Origin of the sequence: Rothia sp. HMSC065C03 (assembly GCF_001837295.1) — a bacterium.
Lineage (GTDB): Bacteria > Actinomycetota > Actinomycetes > Actinomycetales > Micrococcaceae > Rothia.
Window position 1 is genome coordinate 606,481 of sequence record NZ_KV831978.1, and the last position, 23,006, is coordinate 629,486.

At 58.6% G+C, this 23,006-nt stretch carries 23 protein-coding genes; 12 read left to right on the forward strand and 11 right to left on the reverse strand.

The genetic code is table 11. The annotated features are described in order from the left end of the window. Positions 1-68 precede the first annotated feature (68 nt). Together HMPREF2605_RS02745 and xseA are read right to left on the reverse strand one after the other, a co-directional pair. Positions 69-338, reverse strand: coding sequence for an exodeoxyribonuclease VII small subunit (locus tag HMPREF2605_RS02745; RefSeq protein ID WP_070846840.1), 270 nt, complete (start codon positions 336-338; stop codon positions 69-71). Between the two features lie 54 nt (positions 339-392). Next, positions 393-1,694 (reverse strand): exodeoxyribonuclease VII large subunit, encoded by a 1,302-nt coding sequence (xseA, locus tag HMPREF2605_RS02750; RefSeq protein WP_070846841.1) that lies wholly within the window; start codon positions 1,692-1,694, stop codon positions 393-395. 155 nt (positions 1,695-1,849) lie between these two features. On the opposite strand from xseA, the gene HMPREF2605_RS02755 reads away from it, so the two are divergent. The 8 genes from HMPREF2605_RS02755 to HMPREF2605_RS02790 all read left to right on the forward strand — a co-directional run bounded on the left by HMPREF2605_RS02755 (position 1,850) and on the right by HMPREF2605_RS02790 (position 11,961). Beyond that, on the forward strand, positions 1,850-3,067 hold the full coding sequence (locus tag HMPREF2605_RS02755) for a dehydrogenase (RefSeq protein WP_070846842.1): 1,218 nt from the start codon (positions 1,850-1,852) through the stop codon (positions 3,065-3,067). A gap of 27 nt (positions 3,068-3,094) precedes the next feature. Continuing rightward, entirely contained in the window at positions 3,095-4,180 is a 1,086-nt protein-coding gene (locus HMPREF2605_RS02760) for a 4-hydroxy-3-methylbut-2-enyl diphosphate reductase (protein WP_070846843.1), read from the forward strand. Positions 4,181-4,547: 367 nt separating this feature from the next. Beyond that, on the forward strand, positions 4,548-5,501 hold the full coding sequence (locus tag HMPREF2605_RS02765; RefSeq protein WP_070846844.1) for an ABC transporter ATP-binding protein: 954 nt from the start codon (positions 4,548-4,550) through the stop codon (positions 5,499-5,501). A gap of 70 nt (positions 5,502-5,571) precedes the next feature. Next, positions 5,572-6,330: an ABC transporter permease gene (locus HMPREF2605_RS02770; protein WP_070846845.1), complete on the forward strand. Its 759-nt coding sequence runs from the start codon at positions 5,572-5,574 to the stop codon at positions 6,328-6,330. Between the two features lie 179 nt (positions 6,331-6,509). Next, the gene (locus HMPREF2605_RS02775) at positions 6,510-7,772 is read left to right on the forward strand and encodes a sensor histidine kinase (protein ID WP_070846846.1); all 1,263 of its coding nucleotides are present in this window, start codon (positions 6,510-6,512) and stop codon (positions 7,770-7,772) included. A gap of 138 nt (positions 7,773-7,910) precedes the next feature. After that, a complete protein-coding gene (locus HMPREF2605_RS02780) occupies positions 7,911-8,543 on the forward strand; it encodes a response regulator transcription factor (RefSeq protein ID WP_005505116.1) in 633 nt (210 codons plus the stop codon). Between the two features lie 216 nt (positions 8,544-8,759). Continuing rightward, positions 8,760-9,845, forward strand: coding sequence for a redox-regulated ATPase YchF (gene ychF, locus HMPREF2605_RS02785; protein WP_070593684.1), 1,086 nt, complete (start codon positions 8,760-8,762; stop codon positions 9,843-9,845). 148 nt (positions 9,846-9,993) lie between these two features. Beyond that, a complete protein-coding gene (locus tag HMPREF2605_RS02790) occupies positions 9,994-11,961 on the forward strand; it encodes an AAA family ATPase (protein WP_083324839.1) in 1,968 nt (655 codons plus the stop codon). A 168-nt stretch (positions 11,962-12,129) separates the two neighbouring features. On the opposite strand, the gene HMPREF2605_RS02795 is transcribed toward HMPREF2605_RS02790, so the two are convergent. Beyond that, positions 12,130-12,342 carry a TOBE domain-containing protein gene (locus HMPREF2605_RS02795; RefSeq protein WP_005505155.1) on the reverse strand — a complete coding sequence of 71 codons (213 nt, stop codon included), beginning with the start codon at positions 12,340-12,342 and terminating at the stop codon, positions 12,130-12,132. Positions 12,343-12,696: 354 nt separating this feature from the next. Here HMPREF2605_RS02795 and HMPREF2605_RS02800 point away from each other — a divergent pair, with 354 nt between their 5' ends. Next, positions 12,697-13,065 carry a zinc ribbon domain-containing protein YjdM gene (locus HMPREF2605_RS02800; RefSeq protein WP_070690950.1) on the forward strand — a complete coding sequence of 123 codons (369 nt, stop codon included), beginning with the start codon at positions 12,697-12,699 and terminating at the stop codon, positions 13,063-13,065. A gap of 141 nt (positions 13,066-13,206) precedes the next feature. Here HMPREF2605_RS02800 and HMPREF2605_RS02805 read toward each other — a convergent pair whose 3' ends face one another. From HMPREF2605_RS02805 to HMPREF2605_RS02820, 4 genes are all read right to left on the reverse strand, one after another. After that, the gene (locus HMPREF2605_RS02805; RefSeq protein WP_005505157.1) at positions 13,207-13,464 is read right to left on the reverse strand and encodes a GlsB/YeaQ/YmgE family stress response membrane protein; all 258 of its coding nucleotides are present in this window, start codon (positions 13,462-13,464) and stop codon (positions 13,207-13,209) included. 166 nt (positions 13,465-13,630) lie between these two features. Further along, on the reverse strand, positions 13,631-14,023 hold the full coding sequence (locus HMPREF2605_RS02810; protein ID WP_005508469.1) for a DoxX family protein: 393 nt from the start codon (positions 14,021-14,023) through the stop codon (positions 13,631-13,633). Positions 14,024-14,477: 454 nt separating this feature from the next. Continuing rightward, positions 14,478-15,254: an LppP/LprE family lipoprotein gene (locus HMPREF2605_RS02815; protein ID WP_070846848.1), complete on the reverse strand. Its 777-nt coding sequence runs from the start codon at positions 15,252-15,254 to the stop codon at positions 14,478-14,480. Between the two features lie 219 nt (positions 15,255-15,473). After that, positions 15,474-16,397 carry a hypothetical protein gene (locus HMPREF2605_RS02820; RefSeq protein ID WP_141762264.1) on the reverse strand — a complete coding sequence of 308 codons (924 nt, stop codon included), beginning with the start codon at positions 16,395-16,397 and terminating at the stop codon, positions 15,474-15,476. 132 nt (positions 16,398-16,529) lie between these two features. On the opposite strand from HMPREF2605_RS02820, the gene tpx reads away from it, so the two are divergent. Further along, positions 16,530-17,030 (forward strand): thiol peroxidase, encoded by a 501-nt coding sequence (gene tpx, locus HMPREF2605_RS02825; RefSeq protein ID WP_005505164.1) that lies wholly within the window; start codon positions 16,530-16,532, stop codon positions 17,028-17,030. 197 nt (positions 17,031-17,227) lie between these two features. Here tpx and HMPREF2605_RS02830 read toward each other — a convergent pair whose 3' ends face one another. The 3 genes from HMPREF2605_RS02830 to HMPREF2605_RS02840 form a co-directional block, all read right to left on the reverse strand. Continuing rightward, positions 17,228-18,181 carry an AzlC family ABC transporter permease gene (locus HMPREF2605_RS02830; protein ID WP_070846850.1) on the reverse strand — a complete coding sequence of 318 codons (954 nt, stop codon included), beginning with the start codon at positions 18,179-18,181 and terminating at the stop codon, positions 17,228-17,230. Positions 18,182-18,190: 9 nt separating this feature from the next. Beyond that, complete coding sequence (locus tag HMPREF2605_RS02835) at positions 18,191-18,526, reverse strand: branched-chain amino acid transporter permease (protein ID WP_044142340.1); 336 nt, start codon at positions 18,524-18,526, stop codon at positions 18,191-18,193. Positions 18,527-19,009: 483 nt separating this feature from the next. After that, positions 19,010-19,816 carry an AzlC family ABC transporter permease gene (locus tag HMPREF2605_RS02840; RefSeq protein ID WP_070846851.1) on the reverse strand — a complete coding sequence of 269 codons (807 nt, stop codon included), beginning with the start codon at positions 19,814-19,816 and terminating at the stop codon, positions 19,010-19,012. A 208-nt stretch (positions 19,817-20,024) separates the two neighbouring features. On the opposite strand from HMPREF2605_RS02840, the gene HMPREF2605_RS02845 reads away from it, so the two are divergent. Then, positions 20,025-20,522: an OsmC family protein gene (locus tag HMPREF2605_RS02845; protein WP_210400854.1), complete on the forward strand. Its 498-nt coding sequence runs from the start codon at positions 20,025-20,027 to the stop codon at positions 20,520-20,522. 308 nt (positions 20,523-20,830) lie between these two features. Next, the gene (locus HMPREF2605_RS02850) at positions 20,831-22,324 is read left to right on the forward strand and encodes an amino acid permease (RefSeq protein WP_049354198.1); all 1,494 of its coding nucleotides are present in this window, start codon (positions 20,831-20,833) and stop codon (positions 22,322-22,324) included. Positions 22,325-22,462: 138 nt separating this feature from the next. Here the strand turns inward: HMPREF2605_RS02850 and HMPREF2605_RS02855 are convergent. Further along, positions 22,463-23,006, reverse strand: a 544-nt coding sequence (locus tag HMPREF2605_RS02855) for an LPXTG cell wall anchor domain-containing protein (RefSeq protein WP_141762267.1), incomplete at its 5' end; no start/stop codon positions are given.

Consider the following 23,006-nt stretch of genomic DNA (forward strand, 5'->3'; position numbering starts at 1 on the left):
GATTGGCAGATGCGCCGGGGCGTGAATGCGCCAGGAAGGAGGCGACGTAACGCGCCAGCAGGGGCGTGCTAGTTCGCCGCAGGCTCCTGACCGCCCTGTGCACCTGCCTGTGCGCCGCGTGCCGCGTTCAGGCGCTCTTGCGCGCCCTGCAGCCACGCCTCGCAGCGGGCGGCAAGCGCCTCGCCACGCTCCCACAGTGCGATGGAGGTTTCCAGGTCGCTGGCGCCGGACTCCAGCTGGCGCACGACCTGCTCCAGCTCGGCGCGTGCCTGCTCGTAGCCGAGGGTTTCGACGGGGGCGCCCAGCTCGGCGCTGTTGAAGCTAATGTTCTCGCTCATTGAGGAACCTTTCAGAGGTAAAAACTTGGGGTAAAACTTTAGGGGTATTGAGGTTTAGGAGATGTTCGAGGGATCCGTGGAGGTCACGGTCGCCTGCGCCGAACCGGTCGCCGCGCGCACCGTAATCTGCTCGCTCTCGCTCAGCGCCGAAGCGTCACGCACAATAGCGCCCGCGGCATCCTGAACGATGGAGTAGCCGCGGTTCAGCGTCTGCGCAGGAGAGAGCGAACGCACCCGCGCCAACGTGTGCGACAGGGTCGCCGACTCACGCTCCAGGCGGTGCTGCACCGAACGGTGGGCGCGCTCGCGCAGCTGGCTCAGCTCCTCCACACGCATGAGCAGGGAGGACTCCGGGTGGGTGAGCACCGGGCGGCTGCGTAGCTGGGCAATGTAGTTCATCTGCATGCCCACGTAGCCGAGCACCGCACGGTCCAGGCGGGCGCGCGCCTCGGTGATGCGGGCGGTTTCCTCCGAAATATCGGGCACGATGCGCTTACCCGCATCGGTGGGGGTGGAGGCGCGCAGATCGGCGACCGCATCGAGGATGGGGGAGTCCGCCTCGTGACCGATTGCCGAGACCACCGGGGTGGTGGCCGCCGCGACGGCGCGGATGAGCGCCTCCTCAGAGAAAGGCAGCAGATCTTCGAAGGAGCCGCCGCCTCGGGCGATGACGATGACGTCCACCTCCGGGTGGGCGTCCAGTTCGGCGAGCGCGGCAATGACCTCAGCCGCCGCGCCCTCACCCTGAACGCGGGTATTGCGCACCTCGAAAACCACGCCGGGCCAACGCAGGGAGGCGTTGCGGATAACGTCCTTCTCCGCGTCAGAATCGCGACCGGTAATCAGACCCACGCGATTCGGCAGCATGGGTAGCGGCTTCTTCCGCGCGTCAGAGAACAGCCCCTCGGCGGCGAGAGCTTCACGCAGACGCTGCAGCTGCTCGTGCAGGTTGCCGGTGCCGACCGCGTACACTTCCTTGCCGATGAGGGAGAGCTTGCCGTTCTTCCACAGGCTCGGCTTGGCGCGGGTGACGATGCGAGCGCCTACGGTCACATCAGCCGCCAGGCCGCTACCGGCACGCCCGAAGAGCGCGAGGGTGAAGGAGAAGTCTTCGTTGAGGTCTTTGAGCTCCATGAAGACGTTGCCGCCGCGGCCGTTGAGGGAGGCGACCTGCGCCTCCACCCAGAGCTCGGGAACCTTGTCTACATAGTTTTTGAGGTTCTGCGCGAGCAGGGCGAGGGGCCAGGGGTTGGTGGCGGTGGTTTCCTGAGACTTCCCGGGAAGCTGCCGCTCGTGCACGGGCGGCACCACCAGCGCGGGTGCCGGCTGCGCTGCGGAGGGGTTGTAGAAGTTCATACCTTCTATTGTCCCTGATTGGTTGGTTATGCGCCTGCGCACAGGTCAGCCTGGCGACTCGGGTAGCTTGCACGGAGTGCAGGCAGAACTTAGCTTCTGGCGCATTCTGCGGGTCTGAATCGGCTTTGAACACTGTGAGCGGGTACCCTAGGCTCATGCGCTCACCCGATCAGTCAGCACATCAGAACAACGCCCTCAACACCGCCGCGGCTTCGTCAGCGGCGGGTACTGGCGCGCAAAACTACCCGGCGGACGCGACCCGAGTCGTCGACACCCGGATTACCCGCACGGACGGCTACTATACGGCGGACGAAGACACCACCCTGCTACAGCCCACGCGCACGCTCGGCCACGCTGCAGCCCCCACCAAGGCTGAACTGCAGGCCGCCCCGGAGCCTCCCTTCGCGGCAGGTTTGCGGAGGTTCCTGACCGTTGTGCTGTGCGCCCTGGCCCTGGTGACCGCTCTGGGTGCAACCACGGGTGCCTGGGTGAACTCTAAGCTCATGTCAGAGCGCGGTTTCTCGCAGATTTCCTCCAACCTGGCGGAGGATTCGCAGCTCGCCTCGCGCATCGCGGACGGCGCAGTCGAAGACCTCATGAAGTCGGAGGCTATGACAACCTTCCTCGACGGCACCAAACAAAGCGGCTTATACTCCATTCTTGTAAAGCCGACACAAGACGGCATACGTTCCATGCTCAACCGTTCCGCGGCTGAGCTGTCAAAAACTGAAGAATATCGAAGCCTCTGGAAGGAAATAGCCGAGGAAACTCGCCGCTACAACCTTGAACACCAGGACGGCCCCGCCGTCATTGTGCTCACCCCCTTCTACCGTGCGCTGGACGCGAAGGTCGGCTCTATCGGCTCCTTCGACCCTGACCTGACCAAGCTCGGCCCTGAAACCCTCAACATTGACCGGGTGAAGGACGGCAACAGTCAGCAGGGGCAACAGGAGCAGCAGGAGTGGTTCCTGCACGCAGGCATTAACCGTGCCGCCGCGCTGGGCAAGTCCACCATGCCGCTGACCATCATTTCGGTGCTGAGCCTGCTGCTGGCTACGCTGCTGGCACCCAGGCACCGCATCCTGGTGCCGGTGTTCACGGCTCTGCTCTACGCCCTGCTGGGCTGGGGCGCGGCAGCCTGGTTCGGCGGCCAAACCCCTGAATCCCTGGGAATTACCAGCCACAGCACCGCCGGAACGGCGCTGATTACCGGGGTATGGAACCAGCTTGCACCGTCACTGACCGGGCACTTGCAGGCGGCGGCAAGCTACGGGCTGGTCATGGCGATTCTCGCCCTGCTGATCGGTATTCTGATTCGCCTCATCGCCCTGGGACGTAGCTCTGCGAGCGGTGCCACAGTCATCACACACTAAAAGTCCGAACAACGTAGGATAGTAACCATGTCCACTGAAACTATTGCCCTGGGCCTGCCGCCCGTACCCCGCGAGCGCCGCAGCCGCGCCGACGTTGAAGCCGCCGCACCCGTCAACGGCGAGAAGAAGGTCCTGCTCGCCACCCCGCGCGGTTACTGCGCCGGCGTTGACCGTGCCGTGATTGCTGTCGAGAAGGCGCTGGAACACTACGGCGCGCCCGTCTACGTGCGCAAGCAGATTGTTCACAACCGCCACGTGGTGGAGACCCTGGAGAAGCAGGGCGCTATCTTCGTTGATGAAGTGGATGAAGTTCCCGAAGGTTCCGTGACCGTGTTCTCGGCGCACGGCGTGTCCCCGGCGGTGGTTTCCGCAGCTGGCGACCGCTCCCTGAACACTATTGACGCGACCTGCCCGCTGGTGAACAAGGTGCACCGCGAGGCTGTGCGCTTCGCTAAGCAGGACTACGACATCCTGCTCATCGGTCACACCGGCCACGAAGAGGTCGAGGGTACCGCCGGTGAGGCGCCCGAGCACATCCAGATCGTGAACTCGCCCGACGAAGTGGACCAGGTGACCGTTCGCAACCCGGAGAAGGTCGTCTGGATTTCTCAGACCACCCTGTCCGTGGATGAGACCCTGGAAACCGTGGCGCGTCTGCGTGAGCGTTTCCCCTCCCTGCAGGATCCGCCCTCGGACGACATCTGCTACGCAACCTCCAACCGCCAGGGCGCCATCAAGGAGATTGCTCCGCGCGCTGACCTGGTCATCGTGGTTGGTTCGGCAAACTCCTCGAACTCCGTGCGCCTGAAGGAAGTGGCACTCGAATACGGCGCTAAGCGTGCCGAGCGTGTGGACTTCGCACACCAGGTGGACGAGTCCTGGTTCGAGGGTGTGGCGACCGTGGGCCTGACCTCCGGCGCGTCCGTGCCCGAGGTTCTGGTTCAGGAGGTACTGGCCCTGCTCGCCGAGTACGGCTACAGCACCATCGAAGAGGTCGAGACCGCGAAGGAAGATATTCTCTTCTCCCTGCCGAAGGAACTGCGTTCCGCTCTGAAGAACGACGAGAACGTAGGCCGCCAGCTCGGTGGCCGCGGCGCTAAGCCCACTCGCTAAGCCTTTTAGCTGATGACCCCGTGTCCTTTTCCCCGTGTGGGGAGAAGACACGGGGTTTTTCGTGCTTGAGGATGCATGGGTAGGGATGGCGGTACGCGCCGGTTTCCGCTCGCGGGGGAGTGCCCCCTCTGCGGCGCTGGGGCGCCTTGAGGACGGAGCCCCCGCTTCACGCGACCGCCTCCGCTGCTGGGGGTGTGCCCTCTCTGCGGCGCCCCAACAACGATTGATACAGGCGCCTTGAGGACGGAGCCCCCGCTTTGCGTAACCGGCCGCGACGCTCGCATATCCTCAACTCATGACATTTGTCATGTGCAGGTCATGACACTCTGTACCGCAGCGGCGCGAAAACCGGAGGTGTAATAGAAACATGAACACCGCAGCACTTCAGAACAGCAAGCACAACACCGCAGAAACCGTTATTTCTGCCCGCTCCCTCCGCCAGGTTTTCTCCACCCGCGCGGCAGGCACCGTGGTCGCCGTCGACTCGATTGACCTGACCGTCAAGCGCGGCGAAATCATCGCCCTGCTCGGCCCCAACGGCGCAGGTAAGACCACCCTCATCGACATGATTCTTGGCCTGACCCAGCCCAGCGGCGGAGAGTTGAGCGTCTTCGGTCGCAACGCTTCCGAGGCGGCACGTGCCGGTCTGCTCGGTGCGGTTCAGCAGACCGGCGGCCTGCTCAAGGACCTGACGATCCGCGCCACGGTCGAGATGATTGCGGCGCTGTACCCCAAGCCCATTGACGTGGATGAGGTACTCGCCGGCGCCGACCTGACCGATATTGCTAAGCGTAAGGTCGGCAAGTGCTCGGGTGGTCAGCAGCAGCGTCTGCGTTACGCCCTGGCGACCATGCACTCGCCGGAACTGCTGATCCTGGACGAGCCGACCGCCGGTATGGACGTGAATGCGCGCCGCACCTTCTGGGAACGTATGGAAGCCATCGCAGAACGTGGAACGACCATTCTTTTTGCGACGCACTACCTGGAAGAAGCACAGAACTTCGCCCAGCGCATCGTGCTCATGGAATCCGGCTCCATCATCGCTGACGGCTCCTCCGACGAGATTCGTGCCCTGACCGGCCACCGCCACCTTTCCTTCCTCGCACCCGCACCCATCACCGACCTGGATGTGCCGGTCGAGGTGACCGAAGAGTCCGGCGGGTACCGCCACCGCATCTCCGTGCTGGAGATTGAGCAGGTACTGCGCACTCTGCTGAACAACTACAGCATCAGCGACCTGGAGGTTATCAAGCCCTCCCTGGACGAGTCCTTCACCCTGCTGACCGAGCAGGCCGCCGCCTCCAAGGCATCCGACGCCTAAACATTCAGACTGCCTAAAAACCACACCATCTAAACGTTACGCCGCCGCTACACACCTCAAGGAAAACATCATGCTCCGCTACGCACTCTACGACATCCGCGCTTCTATCCTCTCGACCGACCGTTTCTTCTTCGGCGTGGCACTGCCCATCGTCTTCTTCCTGCTCTTCGGCGCGATGCAGGATTACTCCTCCCAGCCGATGGGTGACGGCAACGTAGCGGCGTACGTCATGATTGGCATGGCGCTCTACGGTGCGGTTCAGAACACTGTGGCGATTAGCGGCAGCACCGTCGCTGAGCTTTCCAGCGGCTGGAACCGCCAGCTGGCGCTGACCCCGCTGACCACCGGCAAGTACCTGGGCGCGAAGTCGCTGACCGCCCTGGTGATTTCTGCGGTGCCGGTGATTGCGGTGAACATTGTGGGCATGTTTACCGGCGTTGAGATCCCGGTGAACCAGCAGCTTGCCGCTGGCGCGCTGACGGTGCTGTGCGGTCTGGTGTTCGCCTTCTACGGCATCATGATGGGCCTGCTGATTCGTAACGAGAACGCCGTGTCCATTGCGAACGGTCTGCTGGTGATTATGAGCTTCTTCGGTACCGTGTTCTCCCCGCTGAGCACCGACCTGCTGAAGTACGCCCGCTTCACCCCGCTGTACGGTGCCGCTGAGATTGCCCGCTACCCCTTCAGCGCAGGTCAGACCATTATCTCGGGTGGTGCGGACTGGCTCGTGACCGAGCCGCTCTGGTACGCCGTGGTGAGCCTGGTCGTGTGGGCGGCTATCTTCCTGGGTGTTTCTGCCCTGCTGATGCGCCGCGCAACCCGCCGCTAAATGCTTCTTCCCGCCGCAGTCTCAAGGGTTCCGTAGTATCAGGGGCTTCCGAGGCTGCGGCGGAAGCCGTATCCACTCACGCTGCTCCTACTAACACAGCCCCTACTGACACCGCTGCTACTAACAATGCCGCACCGGTGGTATCTGCACCCGCGGCACCCGCACGTTAGGCTAGAACCATGACCGAAACCCACACCCATTCCTACGAGAACGAACACCCCCACACGGAGAACGAGGCGGCACCCTCCGCCGCGAAGCGCACCCTGGGCAAGCACCGCTTCCGCTTCCTCCACCGGGAACGCAGCGGCAACGTGAACTGGCTGGCGCTGGGCTTTAGCGCCCCGTGGCTGGTGTTTCTGCTCATGCCGCTGGACAGCTTCCTCACCACCCCGGAGCTGGCGCCGGTGCGCTGGACCGGTGTGGCACTGGTGGTGCTGTTTGCGGTGGTGAACTGCTCGGCGTACGCGGTGCCGTGGCTGGTGCCGGTCACCTCCACGGTGCGTCGAAGCGTCATCTGGACGGTGCTGATGGCACTGCCTGTGGTTGGCCTGACGGCGCTGCGGTTGGAATCGGCGTATATGGTGTTCTTGTCGTTCAGCATGTACTTTGTGGCGTTCTGGATTTTTGGCACAATCGCCCCGTACCGCCTGCGCTTGGGTGTAGCGGCGACGATTGCCCTGGCCTGCTGGCTAATTTTTATGGCGAGCATCGGCTTTGATGTCACCGCGCGCGGTGGTATGGCCCTCTTTATTGGTGCACCGATGGTGGGCATGCTGGGCTTCTCCTACCTGATTGAGCTGGGCGAACGCGCGGACGTGGCGCGTGCCTCCCTGGCGCTCTCCGAGGAGCGTGAGGAGATTGCCCGCGACGTGCACGACGTGCTGGGCCACTCCCTGACCGTCATCACCCTCAAGGCTGAGCTGGCGCAGCGTCTGCTGGAGATTGACCCCGCCCGCGCCGGTGCCGAGATGGAGGCGATCGCGCAGCTGTCCCGCGCGTCCCTGGCGGAGGTCCGCTCGACCGTCACCCGCCTGCGAGTGCCCGACTTCTCGGGTGAGATTGAGGGTGCGGGCCGCGCCCTGCAGACCGCTGGTATTCGCGCCGAGCTGCCGGAGGCTCAGAGCGCGCTCGCGGTGGCTGGTGTGAACGCGAAGCTGTTCTCCTGGGTTCTGCGTGAGGCGGTTACGAACATGGTGCGCCATTCGGGTGCGAACGCGGCGCGGGTGCGTCTGAGCGCAACCGGTCTGGACATCCTCGATAACGGCGTGGGTGTGGGCGATGCGCGCGGTAACGGTCTGACGGGTATGGCTCAGCGTGTGGCGGCGTCCGGCGGTAGCGTGGTGATTGAGGCGGCGCCCGAGCAGTGGCTGGCGGAGAACCCTGGCGGTGGGGTGGGTACGCGCATCCGTGTGAGCATGGACGGTGACACCTCACTGCTGTAGGTAGGTTCTGCAGATTGTGGAACTTGGCGCCGCGCCCTGGACGGGGGAGCTACCCGCCCCTGTATGGTGGTGGTAGACAACCTCACGCGGTTGTTCCGCCCGCCGTTATCACCCCGTATTCACCCCTGGGAGGCTTCCATGATTCGTGTTCTGCTCGCTGACGATCAGCAGCTCATCCGTGAGGCTCTTGCCGCCCTGCTGGGCCTGGAGGTTGACCTGCAGATTGTGGGTCAGGTCGGTAGTGGTGATGAGGTGTTGGGTGCTGTCGCCCTGTTGAAGCCGGACGTGGTGCTGCTGGATGTGCAGATGCCCGGTACTTTGCTGGCTGATGGTATTGAGGCGGCTGCGGCGCTGCGTGATGCGGGTGCTTTGAGTGAGTCGGGTGAGCCGGTGCGTACGCTGATTGTGACGACGTTTGGCCGCCCGGGTTATGTGCGCCGTGCGTTGGAGGCTGGTGCGAGTGGTTTTGTGGTGAAGGATACGGGTGCTCGCCAGTTGGCGGAGGCGATTCGTCGTGTGCATGCGGGGTTGCGTGTGGTGGATCCGTCGTTGGCGGCGGATTCTTTGGTGACGGGTGCTTCTCCGTTGACGGAGCGTGAGGCGCAGGTGCTGCGTGAGGCGGCGTCGGGTGGTACGGCTCAGCAGATTGCGTCGGCGTTGTTTTTGTCGGCGGGTACGGTGCGTAATTATTTGTCGGCGGCGATGGCGAAGACGGGTGCGTCGACTCGTCAGGATGCGGTGCGTATCGCCACGGAGAACGGCTGGCTCTAGCCCGCTGCTCTCATCAACACGGGCGGCTCCTGCGCGAACACGGTAGAATGGTAGTGTCTATGCCCGCAGGCGCCCCGCACCCGTTTCTTCTTGAGACTGGCGGTGTCGCGCTTGGAAGCGGGCACCATTTTCGCCCTGTGCCCGCCCGCACCCGCCGCATCACGTACGCGGCGCATCCTGAGTGTTTGGCGGGGTACATGAATCGAAGGAAAACTTGTGGCTCTAACTATCGGCATTGTTGGCCTGCCTAACGTGGGCAAGTCCACCCTGTTCAACGCGCTGACCGGCAACACTGTGCTGGCAGCTAACTACCCGTTCGCGACCATTGACCCGAACGTGGGCGTGGTGAACCTGCCGGATGCGCGTCTGAACCGTCTGGCTGAGATTTTTGGTTCGGAGCGTATTCTGCCTGCGACTGTTTCGTTCGTTGATATTGCGGGTATTGTGAAGGGCGCTTCTGAGGGTGAGGGCCTGGGTAACAAGTTCCTCGCGAACATTCGTGAGGCGCACGCTATCGCCCAGGTGGTGCGTGCGTTTGATGACCCGGACGTCATTCACGTGGACGGCAAGGTTGACCCCGCCTCCGATATGGAGACCATTAACACTGAGCTGATTCTGGCTGACCTGCAGACTCTGGAGAACGCTATTCCGCGTCTGGAGAAGGCTGTGAAGATTAAGAAGGGTGACGCCGCTCAGCTGGAGACCTACAAGGCTGCGCAGAAGATCCTGGAGGATGGTGACACCATCATTTCTCGTGCGAAGGACGCGAAGCTGGAGCTGACCCATTTGAAGGAGCTGAACCTGCTGACTGCTAAGCCGTTCATTTACGTGTTCAACGCGGATGAGGGCATTCTGGCATCTGAGGAGAAGCAGCAGGAGCTGCGTGACATGGTGGCGCCGGCTGAGGCTGTGTTCTTGGACGCGAAGCTGGAGGCTGATCTGGTGGAGCTGTCTGAGGAGGAGGCTCGCGAGATGCTGGAGATGAACGGTCAGGATGAGTCCGGCCTGGACCAGCTGGCTCGTGTGGGCTTCTCGACCCTGGGCCTGCAGACTTATCTGACTGCTGGCCCGAAGGAGGCTCGCGCCTGGACGATTTATAAGGGTGATACTGCGCCGCAGGCTGCTGGCGTGATTCACTCTGATTTTGAGCGCGGCTTCATTAAGGCTGAGGTTGTGTCTTTCAAGGATCTGGATGAGGCTGGCTCCATGGCGGAGGCGAAGGCCCGCGGTAAGGTTCGTATGGAGGGCAAGGACTACATCATGCAGGACGGCGACGTGGTCGAGTTCCGCTTCAACGTCTAAGCTTGGAATAATTAAATAAATTAATATCTGAGTAACAGTGAAGTTATAAGATCCCCTTGAGACAGTTGTATCTTTGATGAACTGATGCTCAAGGGGATTTTATTATATCTATTCAATGTAGGAAATCTATTGGTTCTAGGAGGAACACATGGTTGATGCAACAAAAGTATCATCAATAAAGATTGACACAGGATATGATGGTGTAAAAGAATATCCATTTTTTACTCGAGAGAGTAAAAATGGTCAGGCTCTTCCTGATGCTCGATGTGCTATTGTTTTGGGTAAAAACGGCTCGGGAAAATCAACAATTGCGCGGTCTATGAGTTTAGAAACTCGGGGTACGGAGTTTTTTGATGTAGACGGAAAATCACTTGGGAGAAATTGTTCAAATGTGCATGTTTTTAATGAGATGTATGTCATTGAGAACTTTCGTATATATGATTCAAGCCACCTTGAGCCAGTTATCTTACTAGGGGAAAATGCAACAATAATTAACGAAATAGACGTTCTTAAAAAAGAAATATCAGAAATTGAGAAAAATATATCACAGACAGCTAGAGGGGCAGTAAATCAGGTTTGGTCTAAATATGATTTTGCATCCTGGGATGGATTTCTATCACATTTATGTAAAATGTTTGTGGATGCATGTCTTGAGAATGAGTTGGATATTGGTAGCTCTGAGGAAAGTGGATACATGCATTTGGGGGAAACTCTCTTGGAGAAGGCATTTAGAAGTTCTGATATTGATGATGTCTATTTTAACAGGTGGCTCTCTTTGGAGTTTAGTCAAGGTGGGAATCGAAGTAAATATGTTGATGATTCTGAATTGATTTTATCTGAGGGGGACCTTGTAAATCTAGAGAATGAGATAGAGGATATTTACAATGAAATATGCTTTGCGGCTAGTAAGAAAGTTAATGGGCAGGGTGATTCACACGAGCGCGTTGCTGGTGATATAAGGTTATTTTCTCTTCGTCGAAATTATGTTAAGAGTATCATGCGAGTTTTACGTGTTAAGGACTACTCTTTATATACTGATTTATCTAAGTCACGTGTATTTATACCTGGTGTAGATAGAATGAGGCAAGAAAAAGAACTACGCCTTTCTAAGAGCGAAACCTTAAAGAATATGGAAAAGCGATTGGAAAGGAAGAGACATGAGGACTCCACTGCTCTGGTTGTTAAAAATATGAATCAGTGGTTACGTGTAATTTTTGGTGAAGATGTATTGCAGATAGAAGCTGATGGTGAATATGGATATAGGGTGAAGAAGAGGGGTCGAGAAGTTTTGCCTAATCGGCTATCTCTTGGGGAGCAGAATATTTTGGCGTTGTGCTATTTCTTTGTTGATATATCGGACGGGGAGAGAACATTGAATATTGCACATAAAAATCAGATTATTATTCTAGATGATCCACTGTCTAGTTTTGACTATGACAATAAGTATGGTGTTATTCAAATTTTAGATTATGTTTCCGAGATTGTGGCTGGAAATAGTTCTAAAGCAAAAATAGTTATTATGACGCATGATCCCGCTGCAGCCCTCGAGATTTCAAAGTCTATTATATATAGGATAAATGGTTCTGTTGTGAAATGTTGTGAAATTATAGAGTCTCAAGGTGAATGTATCAGGGAGGTGAATTTTGGTAATATTGATGAATATCGAAACATTCTAAAGAAGATGTTTGACATTGCTGTTAGAAATGGGGGAGATATAGAATTGCTCTCTCCTAATGAAGTTAGGCGCGTATGGGAAGCATTTTTGAGGTTTGAATTGGGGGAATCTAAAATTTCAGGTAGAAGTGCGTTGGACCGGGTTGCCTGTTTTTATGATAACCAGAGTGCAGAATATGAATTCTTGAAATCATTTATTTCTTATGTTTATATAAATCAAGATTCACATTCGAGCGATCAAATGCTTTTTGGTAATTTTGAATTAATGCCCATCCTGGGTCGTCACGATTTTGAAAAGCATATCCGTCAGATTATCCTTTTTATGAGGCTTGTGGCTCCCCATCATATACCATCTCGGTTGACGGATAAGTTGCGAGAAATCGTTGACTATAGAGATAGTCTTGAGGCGCTATATAGGGTAGAGGTCTTAGGGCAGTCCTAAAAGACTATATAAATCATGATGACGTGGTGGAGTTCCGCTTCAACGTCTAAGCGATACAAACATAAAAGCGGAGCCCCGCACTGTGAATGCACAGTGCGGGGCTCCGCTCTATTAACCCTCGCGCGCCACAAGAGGCAGCCGCCCGGGTATAAGTCTTATCGACCGGGATTAGTGGTCAGCACCAACCATCACGTTGGACGCCTTAATCACTGCGTATGCAGTCTCGCCAACCTTCAGGCCCAGCTCCTTAATGGACTCATTGGTGATGGAAGCGGAGATAACAACCTCCGGAGCGATCTCAATCTTAACGATGCCGTTGGTTGCACCCTCGGTGATCTCAACAACCTTGCCAGCGAACTGGTTACGTGCAGAAAGCTTCATGAAGCCGTGCCTTTCACTACTCAAAACGTACAAATGCTCTAGATACTTTACACGCCTTATCTTCTGCGTAATGAGCAAAAACCCGAATTTTCGTAAATATTACGCACAAACCAGGCAAATTTTATTTTCGGCTTCACCCACGCCCCGAACCCACCCCAAAAGACCGGCAAAAACCAGCCCCACACATGCGGTTCACACCCGCCAAATGGTATAGTCAGCACGAACGCGAGAATCCTCGCACCCTCCACCGTCGCACCCCGCCCTCGCTGACGCGCGCCCACACGCCGCAGCACCACCGCAGTAACACCGCGGAAACAGGGGAGCGGCCCATCCGCACAGACAGAAGAAGGAACCATGAGCGAAAACCTCAACGAAATCGAAGCACCCGCCTGCCCCGAATGCAACGAAAACTACACCTACGAAATGGGCGAACTCTGGGCATGCCCCATGTGCGGCCACGAATGGGAACGCACCGCAGCAGGCGAAACCGAAGAAGAAGCAGGCACCAAGGTTCTCGACTCCGTCGGTAACGAGCTCGTCGACGGCGACTCCGTTACCATCGTCAAGGGTCTGAAGGTCAAGGGCGGCGCAGACATCAAGGCAGGCACCAAGGTGCGCGGCATCCGCCTGCTCGAATCCCCCGTCAACGGCCACGACATTGAGGCGAAGGTCCCCGGCGCAGGCCAGATGTACCTGAAGTCCTCCGTCGTGAAGAAGGCATAACCCAAGGCGATATAAGCCAAGAAGATATAAAACGCCTCCTGCAAGGCGCAGAAAAGGCGGCACCTCCCGCACTAGCTCACGCTAGGGGAGGTGCCGCCTTTGCATATGAGGGACTCCGTGAGCCCTCAATGGGTCGGATTGCTACTTCCTGCCGGTAAGGCCCAGGTAGACGGAAATAGTCAGCATTGCTGCGAAAATTGAAATAATCCAGCGGATCCAATCAATGCCGCTGGTGTCCGCTACACCCAGCTGGGTCGCTGCCCAGGTACCGATAGCCGCGCCGACAGCACCGCAGATAATGGTCCAAAGAATCGAAATGTTCTGACGACCTCGCATGAAGAAACGTGCGATCGCGCCAATAATTGCGCCGGTAATAATGGTGCCAATAATAGTGCCCATTGTTCTCTCCAAAGGTTGTACACCTGCCGCTGTGACAGGTGGTGTGTTAGTTCTAGTGTAGGCAATGCTGGTTACGGAAAGCTTAATAACGGGTATGTTAAGGTAAACGGCACCTCAATGTTTTACGTGTAAAACACTGAGGTGCCGTTCCTAATGAACGAAGCGACTACTTCGACTTACGCCAAATCTTCAGAGCGCTACAAATCAGCGGCAGCTGCAGGGGCAGGCGACCGTACGCAATAGCCTTACGCTGAGTGGACTGGTTACGCGCATCCAGAGCCATCTGAATGTTCGCGGGGAACACCGCAACAAACAGCAGAGCTGCCAGCAGGCCACCGGCGCGGCGGGTCTTATCATTAGCCAGCAGGGCGGCGGTGCCCAGCTCAGCTACACCCGAACCGTGAGTGTACGCGTGGGCAGGACCCGGCAGATACTTCGGCACAATCGAGTCGAAGGGATCCGGGATGATGAAGTGCAGCGCACCCATCACAGCGAGGGCACGAGCCATGCGAGTAGCCGAGCGCTCAGCGCTGTACTCTTTCTTCTTAAAAATACTCATGCTCCCATTATGCGCCCGTCAGAGGCATATTCTCCGCCTCAACGATGCGCTGAACCGCTGCGTGTTTGACTGTCTAAAATGCGGACTAGGCACGTCAAACAGAAAACATTGTTCAAAAGCAGGTAAGATAGGGAGCAACGGCACCACGTGCGGATGACGCCCCGCCTGCCCTCACCTTTAGGTGAGTCGCCAGACGGAGTAAAACACCGGGTGCCTACCGGAACAATCAAAGGAGTTATACCGTGAAGAAGATTCTGTGCATCGCTATCCTGGCAGGCGCCGCATACTTCGGTTACAAGAAGTTCGTTGCCTAAATAGCTAGCCCTCGGGCACTCTACATATCCTTAAGCAACGGAAAACCCGCCGTCTCACATATACACCATATGCGAGACGGCGGGTTTCTCGTATGCCCAACCTCCTGGGCTTCAAACACGTAGCCTATAAGGTGAACCGGCTATTCGCTCGGCGGAACCTCACCGGTCATCACAACCTTGTTCTGCGAAGAGCTCCAGCTGAACTCAGCAGTCGTGCGACCGCTCGCGTTGTGTACCTTCTCGTCTTCCTTCATGTAACGGTAGGTCACGCTAATCGAGCTGTCCGAGGTGCGAGTAATCACCGGAGAGAACGAGTACGGCTCATAGGTTGCGGTACCAATGAACTTGCCGCGGTGGAACAGCAGAATGTGGTGCGCCATCGAGGAGATGCAGCAATCAGACGGGGAAGAACCCGGAATCGCGTCAATCCACGACAGCTCAGCACAGGGGTCGTAACCCTCGTACGTGCGCGAAACGTTCGTCCACTGATCCCACTTGCTCTTATTCTTCAGCTCGCGCAGAGCCTTAGACACCACGGTCGATGCAGAATCAGACGCGCAGGTGGAGTCCTTCTTCGACTCAGACTTAGCTTCAGACTTGGAATCCGACTTCGACTCGGATGCCGTCGGCTCAGCATGAACCGTAATCGTCACCACCGACGGCACTGGAGCAGGCGATGAAGCACTCGGGGTAGCGCTCGCGGATGCACTCGGGCTCGCCGACGGGGTCGGGAACAGTGCCTGAGTGGAGGTCGCGCTCGCGGAGGCAGAAGCGCTGCCAGAAGAAGACACTACGGTACCCGAAACAGCAGAATCAGTGCTTGCCGAGCAGGAAGTGACAACAAGAGCTAGAGCGGCGCCCAACGCGGGTAGAGCCAAAGCGGTACGGCCGGTGAAACGGCGGCGATTAGAAGACATGGATACTCCTGAAGATGCGCGGCAGCGCGCATCGGTGCTGGTCAAGAAGTGAATAGTGAACTCGTCCAGTATAGGGAAAAAGAGACGGGCACGTGGTGCGCGCGGTCAATGCCGTTCGTTACCAGTGCCGTTCGTTACCAGCACCGTTCGTTACCGTGACATGGGCGAGTAGCTGCCCGGCCCAAACCCCCGGCCCAAACACCCAGCACCAAAAACCGGCTAGCAGACCTTATCGTCCGTCAGATAATGCACCAGCCAGGCGCGCCTCGCGGTCGCAATACGCGCCGTAATCCGCGGAAAAACCCACAGACTAATCGCCCCCTGAGCCCACAAAATCAGCGAAAACAGTAGCGGCCGGAACGCAACATCGCGCGGATCCACGCCGGGGTTGAGAAGGCGCGCGAGCGCATCCGATAAGAAAATCGACGGGAACATCAGCGACATCAGCACCGTACCCAGCACCCAGCCCGGGCCGAAACAGAGCAGAACCCAGCGGGCACTCATCCGCAGGTTCTTGCGGTGCGCCCAGCGGAACTGCCAGCCGCGCAGACGGTACGGATAAATCACGCCCAGAATCGAGCCCAGGGACACCACAATAGCCGGCACCACAAAGAACGACAGGGACATCATGAGCGTGGGGGTCAGGTTCTTGTCCTGACTGTGCAGAACCAGCGCCAGCAGGGTGCCAGAAACACCCGTGATCAGACCGATTGCAATAGCCTTCGTGCGCACGAACAGGTGCAGGGCGTGCGGGTCGCTACTGCGCAACGCACGCAGCGCATGCTCCTCATCGTGGCCCATCAGGTTCGTTGAGGTGACGTCCGCAACCATCCAGCCGACCATCACCAGCGCAAAACCGGCCGGGCCCTTAAACTCGCTAAACAGCCACGAACGCCAGACGTCCGGGAGTAGGTACCAGCAGATTGCCGCCAGCAGAGCGTTACACACAAGGGTCTGCGTTTCCACCGGGAGCGGGCGCGTGAACATGCGGCGCAGCTCAGCGCGCACACTCGGACGGTACGTATTCTGCGGATCAATGAGGGCACGGCCCTCCACCCGCTGACGGCGCAGGTCCTGACGGAGTGCCCTGAAATTCGTCACGGGGTGCGCCAGCGGCGCAAGGCGGGAAGATACGTGCCTCAATATGCTCACCTGCCCATTGTAGAGGTGCCGCTAAGGCGAAGCGGCACCGCAGAAAATCAGCTATGCGGAAACTCCGCCCGCTAGTGCCTGTGTCCCCTTGCACACCCGCCGCATCCAAGGGACAATGAAAGCATGGCTGAAGTAACTCTACATAACGAACTCGTAATCCACACCAACGGTGACCTGCCCGCAGTCGGCGCAAAGCTGCCCGAATTCTCGGTTCTCGCGGCTGATCTCTCCGAGATTTCCTCCGCAGATTTCGCAGGTAAGAACCTGGTGCTGAACATCTTCCCCTCCGTCGACACCGGTGTCTGCGCAAACAGCGTCCGCACCTTCAACAAGCAGGCTGCAGGCCTGGAGAACACCGTCGTGCTGTGCGTCTCCAACGACCTGCCCTTCGCAATCGGCCGCTTCTGCGCAGCCGAGGGCATTGAGAACGTTGTGACCTCCTCCGCTTTCCGTTCCTCCTTCGGTGAGGACTTCGGCGTGAAGCTCGTGGATGGCCCCCTGGCTGGTCTGCTGGCACGCTCCGTGGTTGTCGTGAACCCCGCCGGTGAGGTTGTCTACACCGAGCTGGTTCCCGAAACCACCAACGAGCCCAACTACGAAGCAGCCCTGGCGGCTATCAAGTAAGCTTAGTACGGGAGCCGGACAAGGTGCCGGCACCCGCATAGTACTTCCGTCAGGGACACCTGGCGGTACACAGCACAGCAGATACTGAACGTCTACAGTGCATGATCTGGGGTTCACCCACACATGCGGCTGGCGACAGCATAACGCCCCGCCCACCCGGTATTTCGGGTGGGCGGGGCGCTTTACTATATCCAGACTTAGTGTGCAGAGGCGCCGGGATTGCCGGGAGCGTCGGCTTCGGCGGGCTCCTCATCCGCGACCAGCATATGCTCCGGCAGGGTGCCGCGGCGCTTAGCCACCACAAAACGCGACACCAGCAGCAGAATGTACACCACCATCGAAATCAGCAGCATCGACTGCGGCGCCAACACCAAGCCAACCGCCGCAGACACACCCGCAATAGCAGCAGTCGTGCGGTCCTTAGAACTGCGATACGCATCGATAGCGAGCACCGCAAAGAGTGCCGTCATCACAAAATCGACGCCCTTGAGCTCACTCAAGAAGCTTGCACCCAGTACATAACCGAGCGTAGCGCTCGCTAGAACGCTCAGGTGCAGGCCCGCGTGAATCCACAGGATGCGGGAGGCACGAAGCTTATGGCGGTCCGGTCCGGTGTTCAGCGCGTACGCCTCATCAATGAGGGTGTACACGGTGTAGAACTTCGCCAACCAACCACGCACCCGCTCAATCGGGTACGACAGACCGTACATGAGGTGGCGCGAATTAATGAGCAGAGTCATCACGGCGATAGAGAACAGCGACGCATGATTCGACACCATATCAATCAGCACAAACTCGACCGAACCGGCAAAAACCAGCATCGGCAGCAGGGGAGCCACCCAGAACGGCAGGCCGTAACTGTGCACCAGCACGCCCAGGCCAATGCCGACAAAGAACAGGCCCAGCATAATCACGCCGGCAACACGCATCGCCTCGGCGAAGCCGCTCTCGCGCGGCTGCTGAGGCCCCTGTGCATCGGGGGAGGCGGGAGCCTCCACCACGGGAATCATGCCGGTTAGCGGAAGCGCAGAAGCAATGACCTGCTCCACCTGCTCGGGAGAAGCCTGATGGGGCGCGGGTTGGCTCGCCTGCTGAGGTGCGGGCTGAGAAGAAACAGCAGGGGAAGAAACAGAGTTCTTAGAAATGCTCATCATGACCCCCTAGAAAACCCAGTTAGCCAGCACAACGCAGGTGACGGTACCCGCCACCATGCTCAGCACCATATTCTTACGCCACAGGTGCGCCCCCACGGTCACCACCAGACCCGCCAGGTACGGTGCCGCTGTAGCGAATGAAGAATAATTAATCTTCGCCACCGCATAGATGGCAAGCAGTGCGACTGCGCCGAGCGGAATCCAATGGCTGAGCGCATCCAAAAGTTCGGAGCCAGCCAGAGCCTTCTTCAGGCCGAAGGGAAGCAAACGAAGCAGGAACGTAATACCTGCAGCCACAAGAATTGCGGCAAGAATATAGCCGGTGGTCACTTCACTGTTCATGAAGATTTTCTCTTTCTGCACCACATAAAAAACCCGGAGGCGGTGTGGGGCAAGCCATGAAAGCGCCCGCGAAAAGGGTAGGGGAGAGCCCATCCGAAGAGGGGTACTAAGTGGTGCGGTAGGTACGTGAGTTGATGAAAGCCGCGAATAGTGAGGCGGAGGGTCGTTCCTCCTACACGAGTTTTCTGCGTGGATAGTTCTGTGCAGATAGTTCTGGGCGGGTAGTTGCGCGCGCCAGTAGTTCTCGTGCGTGACCTCGGGTGATGCCGCTCCCGGTGCGGTGTTACTCCGGGGCGGCACAGCGTTCTGCGTCGCTAGTTTCCTTAGCGGTGTCTTTCATCTGAGTCATGGTCTACCTTCACCTCTGGGAGCCTCCGTGCGGGTCCGCACGGGAGGCATCTTAGTAATCCTAGAAATAGAAAGAGGGGAGAGCGAAGCTCCACTCATCTATCCTAACCGGTTTCGAACGCTGATGTAACGTCCTTACCGCTGTGTGGAAGCGGGCGCATCAGCGATAGCGGCGCTTTCAGCCTCAGCCGCTACCTCATACACAGTACGATGCGGCAGGGTGCCGCGGCGCTTCGCTACCGGGAAGCGCACCAACAGTAGCACCACATACGAACCCAACGCCACCACCAGGAAAGAGGACGGCGCAAAAATTAGGGCTACCGTGGCAGAAATTGCCATAAATAGTACTGCCACACGATCCGGGTTGGCGCGGTAGCCGTCCATCGCAAGAACCGTGAAGATGGCTACCATCACGAAGTCCACGCCCTTCAGGCTGCTGAGGAAGCTTGCGCCCAGCACATACCCGAGGACTACGCTCAGAACCCACGACACGTAAATCAGCGCGTTCACCCACAGAATGCGCACCCCCGAACGCTCATTACGATCGGGACCGGAGTTAAGAGCAAACGCCTCATCGCAAAGAGTGTGAATCGTCAGAGCCTTAGCCCAGAAACCCTTCACATTGTGCAACGGGTATGAAAGACCGTACACCAGATGGCGCGCATTCACCAGGAACACCGTCAACGCAACCGACGCTAGGGGCGCGCCACCGCTGACCATACCCACCATCAAAAACTCCACCGAACCGGCAAAAACTAGGGCAGATAGCAGCGGCGCAGTCCAGATCGGCAGGCCGTGCGCGTTGAGGATAATACCCAAACCCAAACCCAGCACAGCAATACCGAGCATCACCACGGAAGAATCGGCAACAGCCAAGCGGAAATCACTCTGCGTGCTCGTACGCCCAGTGTCGGGACGCTCAGCGCCGGGGGTCTGTGCCATAAAAGAGTTCCTTGTGTATGTTGTGCTCTTCAAAAAATCTACTGTGTGCGTGAGGGACTTCGAAGCTCCGCCGCGGTTTTCCAGTGTATAGGAGCAAGCGGTTGACCGACGAGAAAAAGAGTCCGGGAATAAAATATGAGAAACACGCTTATAGTGAGTGACACTAAACAAAGAGCCACCCGAAAGGGTACCCCTGAAAGGAACCTCAATGGCTGATCAGAACGCCTCCCAGAACACCGCAGAAGAGCAGAAGAAGGTGTACTCGCGCCAGCAGGAACGCCGCGAACTCGACAACTACCGCCAGACCAAGATCGAGCGCATCGACCGCCTGCGCTACCGTGCCTACGGTGCTAACGGCGCAACCCTCGACTTCGGTGTGGGCGAGGGCCTGCTGACCCCGGTCGAGCTGCTGCTCGCCGCGATTGCCGGCTGCTCCTCCGTGGACGTGGACGCGGGCACCTCCCGCCGCTCCACCCCCGAGGTGTTCGAGGTTCTCGCCTCGGCGCTGAAGCAGACCGAAGACGGCGCGGTGCGCCTCGACGACGTTGAGGTGGACTTTGATGTGCGATTCCCCGAGGATGAGCAGGGCGCCAAGGCGCAGAAGATGGTGGACCGTCTGATTCAGCTCAGCGAGCAGAAGGACTGCACCGTTTCTCGTACCGTGGAGCACCCCACGAACGTTTCGTTCCACAACCTGGCTGACTAAAGCCGGGTGAGCTGAATAGATTGGGTGAATTAGCCTGATGTGGAGCCCTCCCGTACTGCTTATACATGAGCGGTACGGGAGGGTTTTTCTGTGTTTTTGTGGTTTTGGGTGGAAAAGAGCCTCAAAAGCGAGTAGGATTGACCCTCAGATTAGGAAAACTTACGGTACGTAAGAAATCCTTAAGATTAAAGAATTTCTTGACCCAGGCACAAACCTTCGGCGGCACCACCCGCAGCAGGACTAGACTGGACACCAGACTAGACCGCTAGCAAACGCACGAAGCAATAGCCTCAGAAAGAAGACCTGACATGGCACAGCCTACAGAGACTTCCGGCGCTGCATCGGAAGCCACCCCCGCAGAGGGTGAACTGAAGCGAGGCCTCTCCGCCCGCCACATGCAGATGATCGCAATCGGCGGCGCAATCGGCACCGGCCTCTTCGTCGCCTCCGGTAAGACCATCTCCACCGCAGGCCCCGGCGGCGCAATCCTCGCCTACGCCCTCATCGGCATCATGGTGCTCTTCCTCATGCAGTCCCTCGGCGAGATGGCTGCGCACCTGCCCGTCCCCGGCGCATTCCAGACCTACGCGGCACGCTACGTGTCCCCGTCCTTCGGCTTCGCCATGGGTTGGAACTACTGGTTCAACTGGGCGATTACCGTCGCCGCCGAACTCGTCGCCGTCGGCGAGGTGATGAGGTACTGGTTCCCGGACATCCCATCCTGGGTGTGGGCGGCAGGATTCCTCGTGCTGCTGACCGGCATCAACGCCCTCTCGGCACGCTCCTACGGTGAAAGCGAATTCTGGCTCGCCACCATCAAGGTCGTCACCGTGGTCGTCTTCCTCATCGCAGGTATCGCCATGATTTTCGGCATCCTGGGCGGTAGCTCCCCGGGCGTCTCCAACTGGACCGTCGGTGAGGCACCCTTCGTCGGCGGCGCACCCGCCGTACTCGCCATCTTCATGGTGGCAGGCTTCTCCTTCCAGGGCACCGAAATGATCGGTGTGGCTGCCGGCGAATCTGAGAACCCCCGCCGCGACGTGCCCCGCGCACTGACCAGCGTGTTCTGGCGCATCATGCTCTTCTACATCGGTGCGATGGTCGTCATCGGCTTCCTGATTCCTTACTCCGACCCGAACCTGCTCACCGCAGCGGACGGCAACATCAACATCTCCCCGTTCACCCTCATCTTCGAGCGTGCAGGTATTGCCTTCGCGGCAGCCATCATGAACGCCGTGATCCTCTCCGCAGTGCTCTCTGCAGGTAACTCGGGCCTGTACGTTTCGGCTCGTATGCTCTTCGCACTCGCCCAGGAGGGTAAGGCACCGAAGATGTTTACCCACATCAACTCCGGCGGCGTGCCCATGAACGCGCTGCTGGCAACCGCAGCTATTGGCGCGGTCGGCTTCATCGCCGCACTACTCTCGCCGGATGGGGCGTACCTGTGGCTGGTGAACGTGTCCGGTCTGGCTGGCTTCATCACCTGGGTGGGTATCGCCGTGGCTCACTACCGTTTCCGCCGCGCGTACCTGAAGCAAGGCAACAGCCTGAAGGACCTGCCCTACGTGGCGCCGTTCTTCCCCGCAGGCCCGATTATCGCCTTCCTCATGTGCCTGGTCGTTATTGGCGGCCAGAACTACGAAGCGTTCCTGAGCGGCGACTGGGCTGGCGTGCTCAGCTCCTACATTGGTCTGCCCGTGATTATCGCGGTCTGGCTGGTGCACCGCGTGGTCACTCGTGACCGCCTGATTCCGCTGGAGCAGATTGACGTGAGCGGCATCGAGGTTAAGGCTTCGAAGTAACACGAACACTTGCGCCAGCTGATTGAATGAGCTGATACGTGAAGAGCCGCCGGTTCCCCAGACTGAGGGGAGCCGGCGGCTCTTTGCTATGCGCGGTTTATTCCGCACGGGAGAGCTAGGCTGTATGCCCAGCAGCTCTTAGGAGCGGCGGCGCGAGCGCAGAACGCTCAGACCAAGACCCGCACCGATCGCGGCAACGCCAATGCCAACAATCACGCCAACGCTGGATGCACCGGTGTTCGCCAGGGTAGCCTTCTTGGGGCTGCTCTCCTTAGCGAGGCTGTCCTTTGCCCCAGTGTCCTTAGCCAGAGTGTCCTTAGCCGAGCGGGCGGCGGTCACCGGAGCCTCCTGAGAGGGCTTGCTCTGAGCTGGCTTACTCTTGGGATGCGTCACGGTTGCGTCCTCCAGCTTGTCAGCGTTGGGGGTCTTATCGGCAACCGGTGCTTCCGGCAGTGCCGGGACGGTGGGTGCGTCGGTCGGGTTTACGCCCACGGTTGCCTCGGGCAGAGGTGCCACGGTGGGCGCATCAGTGGGATTCACGCCAACGGTTGCTTCCGGCAGAGCGGGAACCGTCGGTGCGTCAGTGGGATTCACTCCAACGGTTGCTTCCGGCAGGGGCGCTACGGTGGGCGCGTCAGTGGGGTTAACGCCTACGGTTGCCTCAGGCAGAGGCGCCACGGTG

Bases quoted from the DNA above. Each gene is read 5' to 3' on its own strand.
- HMPREF2605_RS02800 (WP_070690950.1), top strand. From the start codon at position 12,697: ATGAGCGAAAACCTCAACGAAATCGAAGCACCCGCCTGCCCCGAATGC.
- tpx (WP_005505164.1), top strand. From the start codon at position 16,530: ATGGCTGAAGTAACTCTACATAACGAACTCGTAATCCACACCAACGGT.
- HMPREF2605_RS02755 (WP_070846842.1), top strand. From the start codon at position 1,850: ATGCGCTCACCCGATCAGTCAGCACATCAGAACAACGCCCTCAACACC.
- HMPREF2605_RS02815 (WP_070846848.1), bottom strand. From the start codon at position 15,254: ATGTCTTCTAATCGCCGCCGTTTCACCGGCCGTACCGCTTTGGCTCTA.
- HMPREF2605_RS02850 (WP_049354198.1), top strand. From the start codon at position 20,831: ATGGCACAGCCTACAGAGACTTCCGGCGCTGCATCGGAAGCCACCCCC.
- xseA (WP_070846841.1), bottom strand. From the start codon at position 1,694: ATGAACTTCTACAACCCCTCCGCAGCGCAGCCGGCACCCGCGCTGGTG.
- HMPREF2605_RS02765 (WP_070846844.1), top strand. From the start codon at position 4,548: ATGAACACCGCAGCACTTCAGAACAGCAAGCACAACACCGCAGAAACC.
- HMPREF2605_RS02745 (WP_070846840.1), bottom strand. From the start codon at position 338: ATGAGCGAGAACATTAGCTTCAACAGCGCCGAGCTGGGCGCCCCCGTC.
- HMPREF2605_RS02805 (WP_005505157.1), bottom strand. From the start codon at position 13,464: ATGGGCACTATTATTGGCACCATTATTACCGGCGCAATTATTGGCGCG.
- HMPREF2605_RS02760 (WP_070846843.1), top strand. From the start codon at position 3,095: ATGTCCACTGAAACTATTGCCCTGGGCCTGCCGCCCGTACCCCGCGAG.
- HMPREF2605_RS02770 (WP_070846845.1), top strand. From the start codon at position 5,572: ATGCTCCGCTACGCACTCTACGACATCCGCGCTTCTATCCTCTCGACC.
- HMPREF2605_RS02775 (WP_070846846.1), top strand. From the start codon at position 6,510: ATGACCGAAACCCACACCCATTCCTACGAGAACGAACACCCCCACACG.
- HMPREF2605_RS02830 (WP_070846850.1), bottom strand. From the start codon at position 18,181: ATGAGCATTTCTAAGAACTCTGTTTCTTCCCCTGCTGTTTCTTCTCAG.
- HMPREF2605_RS02780 (WP_005505116.1), top strand. From the start codon at position 7,911: ATGATTCGTGTTCTGCTCGCTGACGATCAGCAGCTCATCCGTGAGGCT.
- HMPREF2605_RS02845 (WP_210400854.1), top strand. From the start codon at position 20,025: ATGGCTGATCAGAACGCCTCCCAGAACACCGCAGAAGAGCAGAAGAAG.
- HMPREF2605_RS02835 (WP_044142340.1), bottom strand. From the start codon at position 18,526: ATGAACAGTGAAGTGACCACCGGCTATATTCTTGCCGCAATTCTTGTG.
- HMPREF2605_RS02840 (WP_070846851.1), bottom strand. From the start codon at position 19,816: ATGGCACAGACCCCCGGCGCTGAGCGTCCCGACACTGGGCGTACGAGC.
- HMPREF2605_RS02790 (WP_083324839.1), top strand. From the start codon at position 9,994: ATGGTTGATGCAACAAAAGTATCATCAATAAAGATTGACACAGGATAT.
- HMPREF2605_RS02795 (WP_005505155.1), bottom strand. From the start codon at position 12,342: ATGAAGCTTTCTGCACGTAACCAGTTCGCTGGCAAGGTTGTTGAGATC.
- HMPREF2605_RS02810 (WP_005508469.1), bottom strand. From the start codon at position 14,023: ATGAGTATTTTTAAGAAGAAAGAGTACAGCGCTGAGCGCTCGGCTACT.